We start from the raw sequence: 16,137 nt of genomic DNA, 5'->3' as shown, positions 1-16,137 counted from the left end.
TAAGGATGATGATATGAAAAAAATATTAATATTAGGAGCAAATGGAAAAATTGCTCGAATTGTTGAACAAAGATTACTAAATAATAAAAACTTTGAATTAACTCTACTATTGAGAAACTCTAACAGATTGAAACAGTTGGAATCTGCCAATAATATGACCATCGTAGATGGAAGCGTTAGTGATACGAAACTTCTAAAATCTCTCATGAAGGGAATGGATATTGTCTACGCTAACCTCAACGGAAGTATGGAGCAGTGGGCAAAGAACATCGTCGAATCAATGGAGACTTCAGATGTAAAAGATTTAATCTGGATAACTGGATCTGGCCTTTATCATGAAGTTCCTGATCCATTCGGGTCATGGGTTGAAAATTACGTTGGTCACGAATCTAAAGAAGACACGAGAAGAGCAGCAAGCATTATCGAAAGTAGTGATTTAAACTATACGATTATTCGTGCAGCTTATATGACAAATGACAGAGAAATTGATTATGAACTAACCAAAAAAGGCGATCAATTTAAAGGAACGATGATTTCTAGAGCAAGTATTGCCGATTTTGTTATAAAAATTATAAAGGATCCAGAGAAATACTCTAATGAAAGCTTTGGAATCAGTAAACCTGGAACAGATGATATGTTAAATAAAATTCGAGAAATAGAACATGATATTTAAAAAGAGATTCAGTAAGCCAATATAACTTATTGAATCTCTCTTATTTTTAAAAAGATATTATCTTTACAAAAGACTATTGATAATAAAGAAAGAGGATCTTAATGACAAAAAGAAAATTAGATATAACATTCATATTCGCAACCTTAGGTTTGATATTGATTTTCGCTGCATCAGCAAGCCCCATTCCAACGTATGTAAGAATGCAAGAGCAATTCAATATCTCAACTAGTACAATTTCTATGACTGCAGTTAGTTATTTTGTTGGTTGTATATTGGCACTATTAGTTTTTTCACGAATTTCAGATTTTGTTGGTCGAAAGAAAGTAGCTGTGTTTACGCTACTCTTATCTTTAACCGGCCTACTACTGCTTATTAATACTCGAAATGGGAATATGTTATTAATAGCAAGAGCTATCCAAGGCTTTAGTTGTGGAATAGGATCTAGCACACTTTCGGTATTAATTATTGAAAGTGGCTTGAATAAAAACGAAAACTTAGTTGCATCAATCACTGGTTCAGCGGTTTTACTCGGTCTCGCGATTGGAGGACTGATGGCTGGAATAGTTGCTCAAGTATTACCGGATAGTCGTAATTTGACTTACTTTATCTTAGGAACATTTTTGGTAATAACTACAATTGGAATACTATTTGGAGTTGAAACAACCGAATTAAAAAAGGGTGCATTGAAATCATTAAAGCCACAAATCAATTTACCTAAAAATACCTTTAGTATAATCATTCCAGCAGCGGGATGCTTTATAGCTACTTGGTCTTTTGGCGGATATTTTCAAGCATTCAGCGCAACTATCAGTAAGTCCGTCTTTAATCTAGACAGTCCACTTATTGCAGCAATTATCTTGGTTTCGTATATGGCTCCAAACATTATTGGTAGCAATCTAAGTAATAGATTTAAAACAGAAAAAGGCCAACTTATTGGAATTGTTGGCTTTGTTCTGGCAATTTGTTTGATGTATGTTGGTATCGAACTAGGTAATATGATATTTTATTTAGCTTTTGTCATTTTGGCTGGAACCATGCAAGGAGTCGCATACAGTAGTTCTTTGAATGCCTTATTGAAAAGAGTTATTAAATCTGAAAGTACAGGATTACTCTCAATTATCTATATGATCTCTTATGCTGGAGCGGGTTTGCCTAGTTTTATCGCTGGAAAAGTCAGCCATACTTTTAATTTTTATCAAATCACATTAGGGTATGTAATATTAGTGATTCTGGTAGGAATCGTAGTGGTGTTAAGTTTAAATAATGTTAGAAAAAAGACAATATAAAATTTTTGTTTAATAAAATATTTAACAAAAAATGCAGAGTGAAAAATATCGTTGGTGAGAACAATAATATACGTTCGTTCTTCAGATATTAAAAATATAAAGAATATAACCAAGTCTCTCAGATACATTTATTAGCTAGAGGACCAAAGGGTTGAGAAAACAATTTCTCATTCTTTTTTTATATAAACTTATTTTTACTTCAATAGTGTAAAAATTTGATTTAGATTGGCTGACTCTGGCAGATGGGTTTTTATCGAAAATGAGACCATTAATTACCTCAAAGGGAACTGGTAATTAATGGTCTCATTTTAAATTTTCACAATATATTTCTATACCTATTATTAATCTTGACAATTTTTCTGATACTTCTAAGTATCAAGTATGGTGAATTTACTTTGCCATATTATTCGGCCATTGTTGACGAATCTTATCGATCATTGGACTTAGGCGACTCTTTTGAGAAGTTAAATAAGTTGCATAATTTATCACTCTTGCACTTTCATCACTGATAGGAATAGCGATTCGATCATCATTTTCGTCCAAACTTTCCTTAAAGAAAGGATTAGTTTGAGATAGGTTAGTGGTGAAAAATGGAAAGCTGGAATGTTTAGTTATTTCAGTAAAAGAATTCCGGTCTTCTTGATACATAAATTGAGCATCGGGAATATAGTTCTGAATAATATTTTTCCATAAGCCAATATTATTCATTACAATGAAACTCATGTCTTTTAATTGCTCAAACGTGACAGTTTTTTGATTAGCCAAAAATGTAAATTTATCAAGATTTACTTGTAATCGTTCTTCGCCAATATATTGCGATTCAACTTTATCGGAAAGTATCTCCTGATCTGACAGAATAATATCAGCTTCATTATTAATCAAAAAAGGCTCAACTAGTTTATCAGGTATGATATCTCCAGTTATTTGAACTTGCTGACCAATGTTTTTTTTCAACTCATTTAGCATAATTATGGGTCCAGGAGAAGTTGATCCTAAAATAGTAAAGTGTTGACTCCGGTCAAAGTTTTTTATTCGGTTAACAGATGTTTCACTTGCATCTATTAATTTTTCCGCTTCTTTAGCAGCCATTTCTCCCGTTGGTGTCAATTTAATACGATTAGCTTTACGATCAAATAATTTAACGCCTATATCATCCTCTAATTTTTGCATACTTCGTGTTACAGATGGCTGTGTAACGTTAAGCTCCTCGGCGGTTTTGGTCAAAGTACCTGTCCGAGAGAATACGGCTAGTTCCTCCCATAAATAACTATCTATCATTTGAATGTCTCCCTCACTATGCGCTAAATGCATAGTAGCATGTTTATTCAGCATTTTTCAAACAATAAAACTCGGCTTATTATAGTGTCATTCAATCAGTCAGGCAAAGAAATTCATATGAACTGATTATTTAAGATTGTTTAAGTAAAGATTTAAAAAGTTATGGAGGATTATATTTATGAAAGTATTAGTTTTAGGAGCAGCAGGACAAATTGGTCAAATGGTAACTAATAATTTATTGGAACAAACAGATGATGACTTAGTATTGTATGGTCACAATGTATCACAACGTCTAAAGAATTTTAAATCATCACGGGTAACATTTGTTAATGGTGATTTTTTGGAATTTGATAAGGTTCGCACCGCTGCAGAAGGTGTAGATGCTGCATATTTAAGTTTTGTAGCTAAACCAGAAATTATTACCGGCGTTATTGATGCCTTAGATAAAGCGGATGTTAAGCGTTTTATCGCTGCTAATGTCCCTGATCTCTATCAAGAAGTCAGTGGACCATTTCAAACTTGGTATCGCCAAAACACTGGGCTTACATGGCAAACTGATCTCAAAAAATCTGCAGATTTAGTTGAAGCCAGCGATCTTGACTACGTCATTTTGCGTATTACTTGGCTTTACAACCAAGAAAATAATACTAAGATTCACATTTCTGAAAAGGGTGAACCATTAACAGAGGCCCAGGTCACACGTCAAGCAGTCGCACAGTTCGTAGTTGATCTCTTAACTAATAAGGCTGATTATCATCGTGCAAATCTTGGATTGGGTGAACCTAATACTCAATTCTAAAAACCAAGTTTTAAATAAATAAAAACCTGTGAGTGTCTAAAAGACATTCACAGGTTTATCTTTTGCAAAGATAAATTTCAAAAATTAGGAGTTTGTAATGAGTAAGAACAAAGAAAAGTTTGGTATTGTATTACCAATTATTTTATTAAGTTATTTCATGATCTTGTTGGACAATTCAATCATTTTCACCAGTACAGTGAAAATTGCTCAAGATCTAAATTTAAATTCTCAAACGTTAGCATGGGTAAGTAGTGCTTACACACTAACATTTGGTGGTTTTCAATTATTTGGTGGTCGTATTGGTGATGTTTTTGGTCGTAAGAAAGTCTTTATGATCGGCTTGATTTTATTTTCATTCGGTTCGTTGATGGTAGGATTATCGACAAATGCTATTATGATCATTTCAATGCGCGCATTCCAAGGCATTGGGTCAGCTATTTTGGCACCAACTACATTAGCTTTGCTGTTAGATACTTACCAAGGCACGATGCGGACTCGAGCAATTGCCGCTTATGGAGCAACTGCTGGTTTGGGAGCTAGTTTTGGTTTAGTTCTAGGTGGAGTTATTACCAGTGTCCTTTCGTGGAGATATGGATTTTTCCTAAACGTTCCCGTTGGTATTTTGATGTTTATTCTGACTATCTTTTTCGTACATGATAGTAAAACTGAAGGATCACGTCATTTGGATTTCACAGGAACATTATTATCAGTTATTGGTCTATCGGCTTTAGTTTATAGTATCGATGGTACATCTCACCAGATATTGTCTTTAGTAATTGCCATTATTGCTTTAATTATTTTTGTTTATGCTGAAAAGGTCATTAAAAATCCAATTATGCCCTTAAAGTTGTTTGCTGATAGAGAACGTAGTAGTGCTTATGTTGCTCGTTTCTTCTTTATTGGAGCCGCATTTGCATACTTCTTCGTTACTCCACAAGCCTTACAAAAGGTTTATGGTTTTACACCATTGATGGCCGGAATAGCTTTTCTTCCTGCCACTTTGCCACAATTTTTTAGTGCTTTACAAGTTTCAAGAATCTCAAGCAAGATTGGAAATGCTCGTTTAATTTTAGTTTCTATTATCTTTGGAATTGTTGGCGTTCTATTATCCGCCATTCTTGGACTAAACCAAGGTTATTGGTTAGCAGTGGGTATTCCTATGGTTCTTTTTGGTATTGGACAAGGACTAAGTTTGAGTCCTTTGACCGAAGCAGGTGTTGCAAATACTGATGCCGATATGGCTGGTGCTGCCTCTGGTGTTGTTAATACAATTCATCAGTTTGGACAATCTGTTGGTATGTCAGTTGTTGTAGCAATGACAAGTCATATTAATAATCCATCAACCAGTTACCATTATCAGCTGTTGATTATTTCTGTGATTTTTATTCTTAGTTTTGTCGCATCGCTTGATATTCAAACCAAAAAGCACTAGAAATTTTTACCATGCGTTCTATGCATGCTTGCATGTTTAGATAGTAATTTTCATTATTCTAAATTGAACATATAATGAATTCATAAATTAAATACAGAGGAAATGTAAATAATGAATACAGTTAAATTAAACAACGGCATTGAAATGCCACAATTAGGATTTGGAGTATTTCAGGTTACAGACTTAAATCAATGTGAACAAGCAGTGGTTGATGCAATCGATTCAGGATATCGTTTGATTGATACCGCAGCAGCTTATCAAAATGAAGAGGCCGTTGGTCGCGCTATTAAACGCAGTGGTGTTGATAGAAAAGATCTTTTTGTGACATCAAAGCTTTGGGTTTCAGATGCCAATTATGAACGCGCTAAGAAAGGTATTGATCAATCACTAAGTAACTTAGGGTTAGATTATTTGGATCTTTACTTACTACATCAACCATATGGTGATGTGGGTGGTGCTTGGAAGGCTCTTGAAGAAGCCTATAAAGCAGGTAAGATTCGTGCAATCGGTGTTTCTAATTTCTATCCTGATCAATTGAAGAACTTAGAATTATCAAACGAGATTAAACCTGTGATCAATCAAATTGAAGTTAATCCTTGGAATCAACAAACTTCAGAAGTTGAATTTGCTCAAAATGAAGACATTCAAGTAGAAGCTTGGGCACCATTTGCCGAAGGTAAGCATGAAATCTTTAAAAATGAATCAATTGCTGAAATTGCTAATAAATATGGTAAATCAAATGGACAAGTTATCCTTAGATGGCTCTTACAAAGAGGTATCACGGTTATTCCTAAGTCTGTTCACAAGAATCGTATGGCAGAGAATATCGATGTTTTCGATTTTGAATTAACAGATGACGAAATGAACATCATGAATGGCTTAGATAAAGGTGAAAGTCAATTCTTTGATCACCGTGATCCCAAAGTCATTGAACAGATCTTTGGATCAGATTTGGCAGAGCTAAAATAACAATAAAGAAGGCAAATAATTATGACAGAAGCAACTTTTAAATTAAATAATGATGTAGAAATTCCAGAAATGGGTATTGGGACATTTAGAATGTCAATTGATGATGCAGAACAAGCTGTTGTCGATGCTTTGAATGCAAACTATCGTTTAATTGATACAGCTAATTCTTATATGAATGAAACTGGTGTTGGTCGCGGAATCAAACGTTCTGGAGTAGATCGTTCCGATATTTTTCTAAGCACAAAACTTTGGCCAACCTTGTATACATACAGATACTAACGCCGTGGACGATACTCTTAAACGTTTAGGTACAGATTATGTTGATTTGATGTTTTTGCACCAACCAGCCGGTGATTTTCTTGCTGGTTACCGTCAATTAGAGAAAGCTTATAAAGAGGGCAAAATTAAGGCAATCGGTATCTCTAATTTTCAAGGTAAAAAGCTTCAAGAATTATTAGACAATGCTGAAATCAAGCCTCAAGTTATTCAAGCTGAAGCACATCCATATTTTACTGAAGATGAAGTAAGAGCAACCTTGAAGCCTTTTGGAACAAGATTAATGGCCTGGTATCCACTTGGTCATGGTGATAAGAGTTTGATTAACGAGCCTATTTTTGCTGAATTAGGTAAGAAGTATGACAAATCCAGTGCTCAAATCATTTTACGTTGGCACACTCAAATGGGATTTGTTGTAATTCCAGGATCGACTAACCCAGAGCATATTAAAGATAATCATGATATCTTTGACTTTACTTTGACTGATGCCGAAATGGCTGATATTGCTAAAATTAAAAAGAATATTCGTTACTATATTCCCGATGATGTCAAAGTAGAAAAATATGCCACAATGAATTTAGATTTTAGCTCTGAAAAATAAAAAGTTTATATAATATGAGGAGAAACAACTATGACAAAAGTATTAATTTTAGGTGCAAATGGTCAAGTAGCAAGAATCGTTGAGAAAAGAATATTAAATGAACAAAAAGACGTTGAATTAACATTATTCTTGCGTAACAGTGGACGTCTCGATTCATTAAAAGATGAAAAAAATGTAACCATTATTGATGGCGATATTTCCAAATATGATGATGTTAATAATGCCATGAAGGGACAAGATATTGCTTATATTGCAACAGTCGACCATACAAGTGACAATGTAATTACCAAGAACGTTGTCAATGCAGCTAAAGAAAATAACGTTTCACGTGTTATTGAAACTAATATAATGGGTATTTATAATGAAATTCCTGGTGAATTTGGAAAATGGAGCTATGAACAAGTTAAGAGTGGGCTACCTGCCGCAATTAATTCTGACAAAATTCTTTCAGAATCTGGTTTACCTTATACAACATTACGTTTTCCTTGGTTAAATGATCGAGATGAAGTTAAATATTTGATCACCCATAAAGATGAAGAAGGCATTGGAGTATCAGGATCTCGCCAAAGTATGGCCGACGTTATTGTCAAAATCATTGCCGATCCAGAATACTTAAAGAATGATTCTGTTGGAATCGCCGATGCTGACACTCAGGGTGAAAATAGACCTGTATATTAGAAAATATTTTTGAGGAGAATTTTATGAGTAAAACAAAAGTTGTTGTAATTACAGGTGCATCAAGTGGAATCGGTAAAGCTACTGCAAGACTATTGGCAGAAGATGGTGCCAAAGTAGTTTTAGGAGCCCGTCGTGAGAATAAATTACAAGAAATTGCTACAGAAATTGAAAAGTTAGGTGGAGAAGCAGCTTATCAATCGACTGACGTTACAGATGATGATCAAGTCGAATCTTTGGCAAAATTAGCTATCGATAGATTTGGTCGAATTGATGTTTGGGTGAACAACGCCGGTATTATGCCACAATCAATTCTTTCTGAAAAGAAGATTGATGATTGGAACAATATGATCGATATCAATATTAAAGGGACACTTTATGGTATTGGTGCTGCTATACCTTATATGGATAAGCAAAAATCTGGTCACATTATTAACGTCTCATCTGTTGCGGGACATACTGCTCATCAAGGCAGTGCTGTTTATTCAGCGACTAAGTACGCCGTACGTGCAATAAGTGAATCACTTCGTCAAGAGATGGTTGATGCTAAAAACAATGTTCGCGTAACCGTAATTTCACCAGGAGCAATCAATACGGATTTGCTGTCTTCTGTAACTGATCCAGAAGTTAAAGCCGGTATGGAGAAGTTCTATGAATCATTCGGTATTCCCGTGGAACGAGTTGCTTTAACAATTAAAGAAGCTATTGATCTGCCAGAAGATGCAGCTTGGAATGAAGTTATCATTCGTCCAACTAATCAATTAGGATAATAACAAAAAACATCAACTTGAAGTTGATGTTTTTTGATTGGTCCCATGTAGTCTATTTTCACTATACGTTAAGTGCATGGTAGCATGTTTATTTAGCAATTTTTTTATGTGCTAGATGGATTTATACTTTATTCATCACTTGAGAGAGATATAAAAAAGTTTTGGAAGTGGAAAAGTATGAATATTGTATTAATGTTATTGCCTGCTATTGCTTGGGGAATATTACCATTAGCAGTTGCTCGAGTAAATGGAAAACCAATCAATCAAATCCTTGGTACCGCCATTGGAACTTTGATTGTCAGTATTGTCGTATTCTTGATCATGAGACCAACTATCTCAATTACTAGTTTTATCTTGGCCGCCTTAGCTGGTGGTTTTTGGATCATTGGTCAGTTAGGTCAATATAACGCCTATCGTTCAATCGGTGTTTCACAAACGATGCCAATTTCAACTGGATTGCAATTGATTGGAACAGCCTTTATCGGTGTTTTGATTTTTGGGGAGTGGGCCTCAGCAAACGCCAAAATCTTTGGTATTATCGGAATTTTATTATTGATTGTTGGAGTTTCACTTACAGCCAAAAAAGATAATAAAACACCTGGTAATAATCAAACAAGAACCGTGGTCATGTTGGTTTTAACAACAATTGGTTTCTTAGTTTATAACTCAATTCCTAGAGCAATGACTTCATCTGGTTTGGCAATCTTTTTACCCGAATCAGTCGGCATGGTAATTGCAGTGTTACTTTATATTATTTTTACTCGTCAACCTCAAGTCCTAAAGGAAAAAGCTAGTTGGCAGAGTTTGCTAGCGGGATTCATTTTCTCGATTGCAGCCATCACTTATATTTTATCGGTTCATGATAATGGTGTTAATTCAGCTTTCGTTGTTTCCCAATTATCGGTTGTTCTATCGACCGTTGGTGGAATGGTATTTCTACATGAATCAAAAACTAGACATGAATTACTACTAACAATTATTGGTTTGATCCTAATTGTCGGTGGAGCAATAGTAACAACTATTTTTTAAAAACAAATTATTGGAGGAATTTTATTATGTATGAAGATCTAAATAACAAGGTAGCGGTAATTACAGGTGGTTCAAAGGGAATTGGAACAGCTATCTCCGAACGTTTCGGTAAGGAACACATGTCAGTTGTTATCAACTACAACAGCGATAAAAAGGGTGCTCAAGAAGCTGCTGACAAAGTAGTTGAAAATGGTGGTAAGGCCGTGATTGTTCAAGCCAATGTTGCCACTGAAGAGGGTAATGCTTCATTATTAAAGGCTGCTCTCGATAACTTCGGTGACTTGGATGTATGGGTCAATAATGCTGGTATGGAAATTAAATCAGCTACTCATGAGTTGTCCTTGGACGATTGGAATAAGATGATTTCTGTTGATCAGACAGGTGTTTTCCTAGGTGCCAAAGCAGCTCTTGCCTATTTCAAGAAGAATAATAAAAAAGGTAATATCATCAATATGTCTTCTGTTCACGAACAGATTCCTTGGCCAACCTTTGCCGGTTACGCTGCTGCTAAAGGTGGCGTAAAGATGTTCACTAGGACAATTGCCATGGAATATGCAAAAGACGGTATTCGAGTTAATGCCATCGGACCTGGTGCCATTAATACTCCAATAAATGCTAAGAAATTTGCCGATAAAGAACAATATGATCAAACTGTATCCATGGTTCCGATGGATCGGATCGGTAAACCAGAGGAAGTTGCCGCCGGTGCTGCTTGGTTGGCTTCAGATGAATCAAGCTATGTAACTGGTGTGACACTATTTATTGATGGTGGCATGACACTTTATCCAGCATTTATGAATGGTCAAGGCTAATTTCAAATAGATTGGAGAATATTAATGAATATTTTTGGACAAAACATAAACGCTACTCAGTTAAATAAAACAAATTCAGAGTGGCAAAATGGTTATGGTACACAATCAGATGGCATGGACACTAATAGCAACAACGAGCCAGCCTATAGAATTACAGAATCTGCTAAAAGTATTGTTATTTATTTTTCACGATCAGGTAGCACTGAATTAGTAGCGACTAAGATAGCACAAGAAACAAAGTCTGACATTTTGGAAATAGTAAATAAAAAAACATATGCCGCAAACTATCGGCAAACTTTGAACAGAGCTAATTATGAACGAGATAATATGATATATCCTGAATTGAATATGGAAGTCCCTGATTTGAAACAATATAAGATGATATATTTAGGATTCCCAATTTGGGCAATGACTCTATCACACCCGATGACATCCTTTCTCCAAACCTATGGTAGCGAATTATCGAATAAAATAATTGCTCCCTTTATGACCGAAGGGGGATATGGACATGGAGACAGTGTTCAAAAGATTGCTAAAATTTTGAAACAGCAAGGAGCATTTGGTAATAGAATTACACCGCCTTTAATTATTGACGGGAATAAAGCAGATAAGTGTGATAAAACACTAAATCAGTGGGTCAAAACCGTTACAATAAACAAATTTATGAGTTAGTTTATTACTCTTAAACGTGACCGTATGGACTTTAAAAACAATTAATTGTCTAGAATCTGAAAGTAAGTTTAAAATTAGTCTTCTATAATATGTTCAACGTAAAATAAATATTTTATTTATTAAATAATAGTGAGGGATAACATGAATAATGATCGATTAACTGCTTTTGAAGATGCTATATTGGCAATTATAATGACCATCTTAGTTTTAGACTTGAAAAAACCAAATCCAGTTTCTTTAGCTGGTTTGTGGGATTTGAAAATAAGCTTTTTTGCTTACGCAATCTCTTTTTTCTGGATTGGAATGATGTGGGTATCACATCATAATAATTGGCATTTAGTTAAAAAAATTGATATGGGAACGATTATGTTAACTTTGGTTCTACTGTTCTTTGCCTCACTGTTCCCATATACAACAAGCTTAGTATCAGAAAATTTCAATAATTCAACTGCACAAGCCTTTTACGGTTTGATTATAATTATCATTTCTTTACTAAACGTGGCTCTATCTAAAAATCTTGGTAGACTCAATCCTAAAGCTGGTTTCGGACTATTGTATAAAGCACCTAATAGCGTTGTACTATGGGACCTAATTATAAAAGTAATAGGATTAATATTAGCAATTACTATCTATCCAGCCGCTATGATTTTTTCAATCTTTATAGCTAGTTTTGGATTAGGACTAATACTAACACGAGGTTAATTAACAATTTAAAGATACTCAGGTCTGTTTGATACAGTGAATCGAGGTATTGTAAAAAAAACCGTATAAGTAAGTACGGTTTTTTTGTTTGACTGAAATGGGTAGATATATGTTGATTAAACATGATTAGCCAAAATCAATTTGATCTAGCATTGCTTCACGCGACTCTTGATCTAGTCCTAAATATGCTAAAGTCATCTGTTGGCTACTGTGATTTAATAATCTCATTACCAGACCGATATTATAGTTCGATTGAACGTAAACACGATAAGCACCGGTTTTTCTCATCGTATGTGTACCAAGGTAATTAATGTTCAGCAAATCACCAGTCTTAGCCATTACTTTATAAAACTGTTTTTCAGTTATATGTCGCTCAGGTCGTTGCATTGATGGAAATAACCATTCAGAATTCACTTTGTTCTCCAACAACCATTTTTGATAAATCAATAGATCACGAGTAATAGGTTTCAAATATAACGTATTAGGCTTGCCAGTTTTCTTATCATGAATAAAGGCTGTTTTCTTTAACTCATCGTATTTGTCAAAAACATCGTCGTATTTCAAAGCCAAAACATCAGAGACTCGGAGTAGAGTAGCCTTCCCAGTTTGAAAGATCGTATAATTCCTGCGACCGTATTTAAAATTTCGTAATAACGTATCTTGAACTTCACTTAAAATGTTACTGTCTTTGATTGGTAAAACTAATTGTTTCATTATTTCTCCATTCAGAACGACTGATAGTAATTTTAGAGGTCAATTACTTAAAATGCCGGTTTAATAGGCTTCTTCATCGTGGGGACTATTATTTAGTATATTGAATAAATAACCCCTAGGTATTAATTGTAATTTTTTTGGCTTGATACGTCAATGTTTTACAGGGGCTATTTCTTACAAATAGCCCCTGCTTTTGCTATAAAAAGGTTATTTTTACAAATCTTAATTCTATGGACCAGTTCGCTTCTGAAGTGACCAACTATACGTTTATCTTTCACAGAAGGCGTCTCTCAGCATCACAAAAAATGAACAAAAAAAGAGATCTCATTAGACATGAAATCTCAAAAATTAGTAATGATATTGAATATGGCAAAATACTTGTGGTCAGTTTTCGTGAGAGTATTTATACCATTCCTCTTTAGACAAAGTTTTTATATTATTCTTTTTGAGCTGATTCAAAGGCTCATCCAGATTTTTGTGATTTGTCTCCGAGCTAAATAGATACATGATTTCCAGAATCAACTACATCGTCAGTTAATCTTTTTAAATTTTTTATTGCTTCTGAGACGTTGGTCACAATAGTTGTCATAATATATTCTTTCTTTCACAAATACAAATTGTTGTTTGAATTATTGTACTTAATATCACGTTTTTTTGTAAAAAAAGAGGCCATCCCGTAAATAGTAGGGGTGGTCTCCAAACCTTCATCTTTTGGATTGCTTCATCTTGTTTCCTTCAAAGAATCGCGAACACGAAGCTCGCTCAAAACTTCAAACCGAATCATAACCAAGGTTAATCATCAAACACTAGATGTTTTCTACCTAACATTGAAAAGAAGAAACATATCAACAAAGAGGTTTTCTTATGCTTTAAGCATATTTAACGTGTAACTCGATCCCATTTAGGGTTAGACAACTACTTCAATAAGTAGGAGGTCCATTTTAAACCACACAGCCACATCGGCTTCAATTTAGCCCTTAAAGTTGAACAAAATATATTGTTCATCTTGAACTTTAAAGACCTGTAATCTTATATAAGAATTACAACCAAATATTATTTTCTACCCCTAACACAGGGAAGAAACATACTGATAAAAGAGGTCCTTTATGCCTTAAGCACAATTTTATAATAGCACCTCGAGGTCCTTGGGTAAATTTTTAAGGGTAGACGCTTTGAATACCCCTAGAACCCTTATCTATCAACGCCTTAGTCCATTTCAAGAGAGGCCCGTAATCTATTTATGAACAATTGATTGACCTTTGAAAGCACAGTATTCTTCTTCCAAACTACTGTAATTGGTTCCGTCAATTTTGGTTCTAATGGTCGAAAAATTAATTTCTCACTATTGTTCTCATTCAAAAGGTGATTGAAAGTCATCATATAGGAATGACTGCTTTCAACCAATAATTCTGCATTAAACGCTAACGTGAATGTACCAGTGATAGTCATTTGTGGTCCTAAATTTCCCCACCAATTATCAAAGCGGTTATTGGACCGAGCTTGAGATGATATCAGTAAAGGTAAGCCCGTCAAATCTTTTGGCGTAATAACTTCTTTAGAGGCAAGTAGGGCATCTCGTCTCATAATCACGCCCCATTGATCAGTTTCAGGAATTTGCAAATAATTGAAATCACTTAAATCTCGTTTCCCCATGAAGACAGCAAAGTCCAAAGTACCACTGTTTAATTTACTTTCCATCTCATTAGCGTCACCACTAACTAAATGAACTTTAACATCAGGATAGTCTTGATTGATATTCCCCATGACATCAATGATCCGTTTCATACCGACACTCTCACCAGCACCAATCGTCAAATCTCCACCAATCACTTGATCTGTCAAAATATTAGCTGTGGTTTTATCTGCTAAATCAATGATTTCACTAGCCTTGGAACTAAGGTATTCACCTTCGGAGGTCAAAGTGATCTGTCGATGTCCACGAATAAATAATTTTGTACCTAATTCATTTTCTAAATCCGACAATTGTTTGGAAAGCGCCGGTTGAGAAATTAGCATTTTTTCGGCAGTCTTAGTAATATTTTTCTCTTGGACAACAGCTAGAAAGTATCGTAACACACGTAATTCCATTATTTCTTCTCCCATAACTTTTAATTATGTTTATCTATATTTTAGAAGTATTTCACATATATAGCAAATCCTTTTATACTATAGTCATTCAGTTGAAAGGGGGCACATAAGATGACATGTCAAACAGATTTATTCAAGCTTGATTCTCGTCTAGTAGATCAAAACCAACGCTTATTGCAACATTTAAATACCGGTCGCACTTGTTCACAAGAAACCAATCAGTTGCTGAGCGAAATATTTGGTTATCAGTTAGATCCAACTAATGAAATTAGATTGCCATTTCATACTGATTATGGTCGCAATATTAAGCTTGGAAAAAATATTTTTATTAATTGTAATGTCACGATGGTCGATCTTGGCACTATCAAAATTGGGGATGACGTGGTCATTGGCCCTGATACAACTTTGTTGACTACCGATTACTCTACCTCGAAAAAAAGACCAATTGTAATTGGAAAAAATGTCAATATCGGTGGTCACGTAACAATTTTACCTGGCGTCACGATTGGTTCAGGGGCAACCGTTATTGCGGGAACAGTTGTAACAAACGATGTTGCAGAAAACACGACTGTGTCAGGTAACCCAGCGCATGTTGTTAAAAAGGAGAGAAATAAATGAGTATAGAAAATAAAGTTATTATTATTACCGGAGCATCTAGTGGAATTGGAGCTGCTACAACTAGAGAACTAGCCAAGCATCACGCCAAATTGGTCATTGGTGCCAGAAGATTAGACCGTCTAGATGAGCTAAAAGCTGAATTTCCAAACGAACAAATTATTACGCAAAAAGTTGATGTCACTAATTTTGAAGAGGTGCAGTCTTTAATAGACACAGCTAATAAAGAATTCGGACATATCGATGTCTTGTACAACAATGCTGGTGTAATGCCAGTTAACGCTTTGATCAATCGTGCCCGTGATGAATGGCAGCAAATTCTTAACGTCAACATTATGGGCGTTCTTAATGGTATTGCAGCCGTATTGCCAACAATGGTTAAGCAACAATCTGGCCATATTATTGCTACGGATTCTGTAGCTGGACATGTGGTCGTTCCCAATTTAGCAGTTTATAATGGTTCAAAATTTGCAGTTAGAGCAATTATGGAAGGCCTTCGTCAGGAACAGCACAACAATAACATTCGGACAACGATTGTTTCACCAGGATCAGTTTCAACAGAATTGTATAAATCAATTAAGAATCCTGATAATCAAAAAGCTGAAATAGAGATAGAGAACCAAATTGGTTTATCCGCAGAAAATATTGCTAAATCCGTCGCCTTTGCGATTGATTCCCCAGACAACATGGACGTCAATGAAGTTATCATTCGTCCCATCAAACAAGACATATAATAAGAAGAAAAG

Annotated in this window: 18 protein-coding genes; 15 read left to right on the top strand and 3 right to left on the bottom strand. The window is 34.9% G+C overall.

Annotated elements, in window-relative coordinates:
- Positions 1-13 precede the first annotated feature (13 nt).
- The gene (locus U8526_RS01025; RefSeq protein WP_334340106.1) at positions 14-673 is read left to right on the top strand and encodes an NAD(P)H-binding protein; all 660 of its coding nucleotides are present in this window, start codon (positions 14-16) and stop codon (positions 671-673) included.
- 101 nt (positions 674-774) lie between these two features.
- Positions 775-1,959 carry an MFS transporter gene (locus U8526_RS01020; protein WP_334340105.1) on the top strand — a complete coding sequence of 395 codons (1,185 nt, stop codon included), beginning with the start codon at positions 775-777 and terminating at the stop codon, positions 1,957-1,959.
- 390 nt (positions 1,960-2,349) lie between these two features.
- Here the strand turns inward: U8526_RS01020 and U8526_RS01015 are convergent, their stop codons facing one another.
- On the bottom strand, positions 2,350-3,237 hold the full coding sequence (locus U8526_RS01015) for a LysR family transcriptional regulator (RefSeq protein WP_334340104.1): 888 nt from the start codon (positions 3,235-3,237) through the stop codon (positions 2,350-2,352).
- A gap of 178 nt (positions 3,238-3,415) precedes the next feature.
- Here U8526_RS01015 and U8526_RS01010 point away from each other — a divergent pair, with 178 nt between their 5' ends.
- From U8526_RS01010 to U8526_RS00960, 11 genes are all read left to right on the top strand, one after another.
- Positions 3,416-4,036 carry an NAD(P)H-binding protein gene (locus U8526_RS01010; protein WP_334340103.1) on the top strand — a complete coding sequence of 207 codons (621 nt, stop codon included), beginning with the start codon at positions 3,416-3,418 and terminating at the stop codon, positions 4,034-4,036.
- Between the two features lie 97 nt (positions 4,037-4,133).
- A complete protein-coding gene (locus U8526_RS01005; RefSeq protein WP_334340102.1) occupies positions 4,134-5,468 on the top strand; it encodes an MFS transporter in 1,335 nt (444 codons plus the stop codon).
- 111 nt (positions 5,469-5,579) lie between these two features.
- On the top strand, positions 5,580-6,437 hold the full coding sequence (locus tag U8526_RS01000; RefSeq protein WP_334340101.1) for an aldo/keto reductase: 858 nt from the start codon (positions 5,580-5,582) through the stop codon (positions 6,435-6,437).
- A 21-nt stretch (positions 6,438-6,458) separates the two neighbouring features.
- Positions 6,459-6,716: an aldo/keto reductase gene (locus tag U8526_RS00995; protein ID WP_334340100.1), complete on the top strand. Its 258-nt coding sequence runs from the start codon at positions 6,459-6,461 to the stop codon at positions 6,714-6,716.
- Between the two features lie 4 nt (positions 6,717-6,720).
- Positions 6,721-7,314, top strand: coding sequence for an aldo/keto reductase (locus U8526_RS00990; RefSeq protein WP_334340099.1), 594 nt, complete (start codon positions 6,721-6,723; stop codon positions 7,312-7,314).
- A gap of 30 nt (positions 7,315-7,344) precedes the next feature.
- Positions 7,345-7,992 (top strand): NAD(P)H-binding protein, encoded by a 648-nt coding sequence (locus U8526_RS00985; RefSeq protein ID WP_334340098.1) that lies wholly within the window; start codon positions 7,345-7,347, stop codon positions 7,990-7,992.
- A gap of 23 nt (positions 7,993-8,015) precedes the next feature.
- Positions 8,016-8,759, top strand: coding sequence for an SDR family oxidoreductase (locus U8526_RS00980; protein ID WP_334340096.1), 744 nt, complete (start codon positions 8,016-8,018; stop codon positions 8,757-8,759).
- Positions 8,760-8,936: 177 nt separating this feature from the next.
- Positions 8,937-9,788, top strand: a complete 852-nt coding sequence (locus U8526_RS00975) for a GRP family sugar transporter (protein WP_334340095.1) — start codon at positions 8,937-8,939, stop codon at positions 9,786-9,788.
- Between the two features lie 26 nt (positions 9,789-9,814).
- Positions 9,815-10,600, top strand: a complete 786-nt coding sequence (locus U8526_RS00970; protein ID WP_334340094.1) for a glucose-1-dehydrogenase — start codon at positions 9,815-9,817, stop codon at positions 10,598-10,600.
- 24 nt (positions 10,601-10,624) lie between these two features.
- The gene (locus tag U8526_RS00965) at positions 10,625-11,272 is read left to right on the top strand and encodes a flavodoxin family protein (RefSeq protein ID WP_334340093.1); all 648 of its coding nucleotides are present in this window, start codon (positions 10,625-10,627) and stop codon (positions 11,270-11,272) included.
- Positions 11,273-11,413: 141 nt separating this feature from the next.
- Positions 11,414-11,974 carry a TMEM175 family protein gene (locus U8526_RS00960; protein WP_334340092.1) on the top strand — a complete coding sequence of 187 codons (561 nt, stop codon included), beginning with the start codon at positions 11,414-11,416 and terminating at the stop codon, positions 11,972-11,974.
- 126 nt (positions 11,975-12,100) lie between these two features.
- Here U8526_RS00960 and U8526_RS00955 read toward each other — a convergent pair whose 3' ends face one another.
- Complete coding sequence (locus U8526_RS00955) at positions 12,101-12,688, bottom strand: site-specific integrase (RefSeq protein WP_025085773.1); 588 nt, start codon at positions 12,686-12,688, stop codon at positions 12,101-12,103.
- 1,206 nt (positions 12,689-13,894) lie between these two features.
- A complete protein-coding gene (locus tag U8526_RS00950; protein ID WP_334340091.1) occupies positions 13,895-14,776 on the bottom strand; it encodes a LysR family transcriptional regulator in 882 nt (293 codons plus the stop codon).
- Positions 14,777-14,887: 111 nt separating this feature from the next.
- Here U8526_RS00950 and U8526_RS00945 point away from each other — a divergent pair, with 111 nt between their 5' ends.
- Positions 14,888-15,394, top strand: a complete 507-nt coding sequence (locus tag U8526_RS00945) for a DapH/DapD/GlmU-related protein (protein WP_334340090.1) — start codon at positions 14,888-14,890, stop codon at positions 15,392-15,394.
- A complete protein-coding gene (locus tag U8526_RS00940; RefSeq protein WP_334340089.1) occupies positions 15,391-16,125 on the top strand; it encodes an SDR family oxidoreductase in 735 nt (244 codons plus the stop codon). The genes U8526_RS00945 and U8526_RS00940 overlap by 4 nt, the downstream gene beginning before the upstream one ends.
- Positions 16,126-16,137: the final 12 nt, after the last annotated feature.

This window comes from Companilactobacillus sp. HBUAS56275, assembly GCF_036913655.1.
GTDB lineage: Bacteria > Bacillota > Bacilli > Lactobacillales > Lactobacillaceae > Companilactobacillus > Companilactobacillus pullicola.
Note: the sequence above shows the minus strand (reverse complement) of the source record. Positions and strands in the feature narration are given on the sequence as shown.

What these genes read in the sequence shown, in the direction of transcription:
- U8526_RS00980 (WP_334340096.1), top strand. Translation starts at nt 8,016, where the DNA reads ATGAGTAAAACAAAAGTTGTTGTAATTACAGGTGCATCAAGTGGAATC.
- U8526_RS00970 (WP_334340094.1), top strand. Translation starts at nt 9,815, where the DNA reads ATGTATGAAGATCTAAATAACAAGGTAGCGGTAATTACAGGTGGTTCA.
- U8526_RS00985 (WP_334340098.1), top strand. Translation starts at nt 7,345, where the DNA reads ATGACAAAAGTATTAATTTTAGGTGCAAATGGTCAAGTAGCAAGAATC.
- U8526_RS01005 (WP_334340102.1), top strand. Translation starts at nt 4,134, where the DNA reads ATGAGTAAGAACAAAGAAAAGTTTGGTATTGTATTACCAATTATTTTA.
- U8526_RS00965 (WP_334340093.1), top strand. Translation starts at nt 10,625, where the DNA reads ATGAATATTTTTGGACAAAACATAAACGCTACTCAGTTAAATAAAACA.
- U8526_RS00955 (WP_025085773.1), bottom strand. Translation starts at nt 12,688, where the DNA reads ATGAAACAATTAGTTTTACCAATCAAAGACAGTAACATTTTAAGTGAA.
- U8526_RS01010 (WP_334340103.1), top strand. Translation starts at nt 3,416, where the DNA reads ATGAAAGTATTAGTTTTAGGAGCAGCAGGACAAATTGGTCAAATGGTA.
- U8526_RS00995 (WP_334340100.1), top strand. Translation starts at nt 6,459, where the DNA reads ATGACAGAAGCAACTTTTAAATTAAATAATGATGTAGAAATTCCAGAA.
- U8526_RS00950 (WP_334340091.1), bottom strand. Translation starts at nt 14,776, where the DNA reads ATGGAATTACGTGTGTTACGATACTTTCTAGCTGTTGTCCAAGAGAAA.
- U8526_RS00960 (WP_334340092.1), top strand. Translation starts at nt 11,414, where the DNA reads ATGAATAATGATCGATTAACTGCTTTTGAAGATGCTATATTGGCAATT.
- U8526_RS01000 (WP_334340101.1), top strand. Translation starts at nt 5,580, where the DNA reads ATGAATACAGTTAAATTAAACAACGGCATTGAAATGCCACAATTAGGA.
- U8526_RS01015 (WP_334340104.1), bottom strand. Translation starts at nt 3,237, where the DNA reads ATGATAGATAGTTATTTATGGGAGGAACTAGCCGTATTCTCTCGGACA.
- U8526_RS00945 (WP_334340090.1), top strand. Translation starts at nt 14,888, where the DNA reads ATGACATGTCAAACAGATTTATTCAAGCTTGATTCTCGTCTAGTAGAT.
- U8526_RS00940 (WP_334340089.1), top strand. Translation starts at nt 15,391, where the DNA reads ATGAGTATAGAAAATAAAGTTATTATTATTACCGGAGCATCTAGTGGA.
- U8526_RS00975 (WP_334340095.1), top strand. Translation starts at nt 8,937, where the DNA reads ATGAATATTGTATTAATGTTATTGCCTGCTATTGCTTGGGGAATATTA.
- U8526_RS01025 (WP_334340106.1), top strand. Translation starts at nt 14, where the DNA reads ATGAAAAAAATATTAATATTAGGAGCAAATGGAAAAATTGCTCGAATT.
- U8526_RS01020 (WP_334340105.1), top strand. Translation starts at nt 775, where the DNA reads ATGACAAAAAGAAAATTAGATATAACATTCATATTCGCAACCTTAGGT.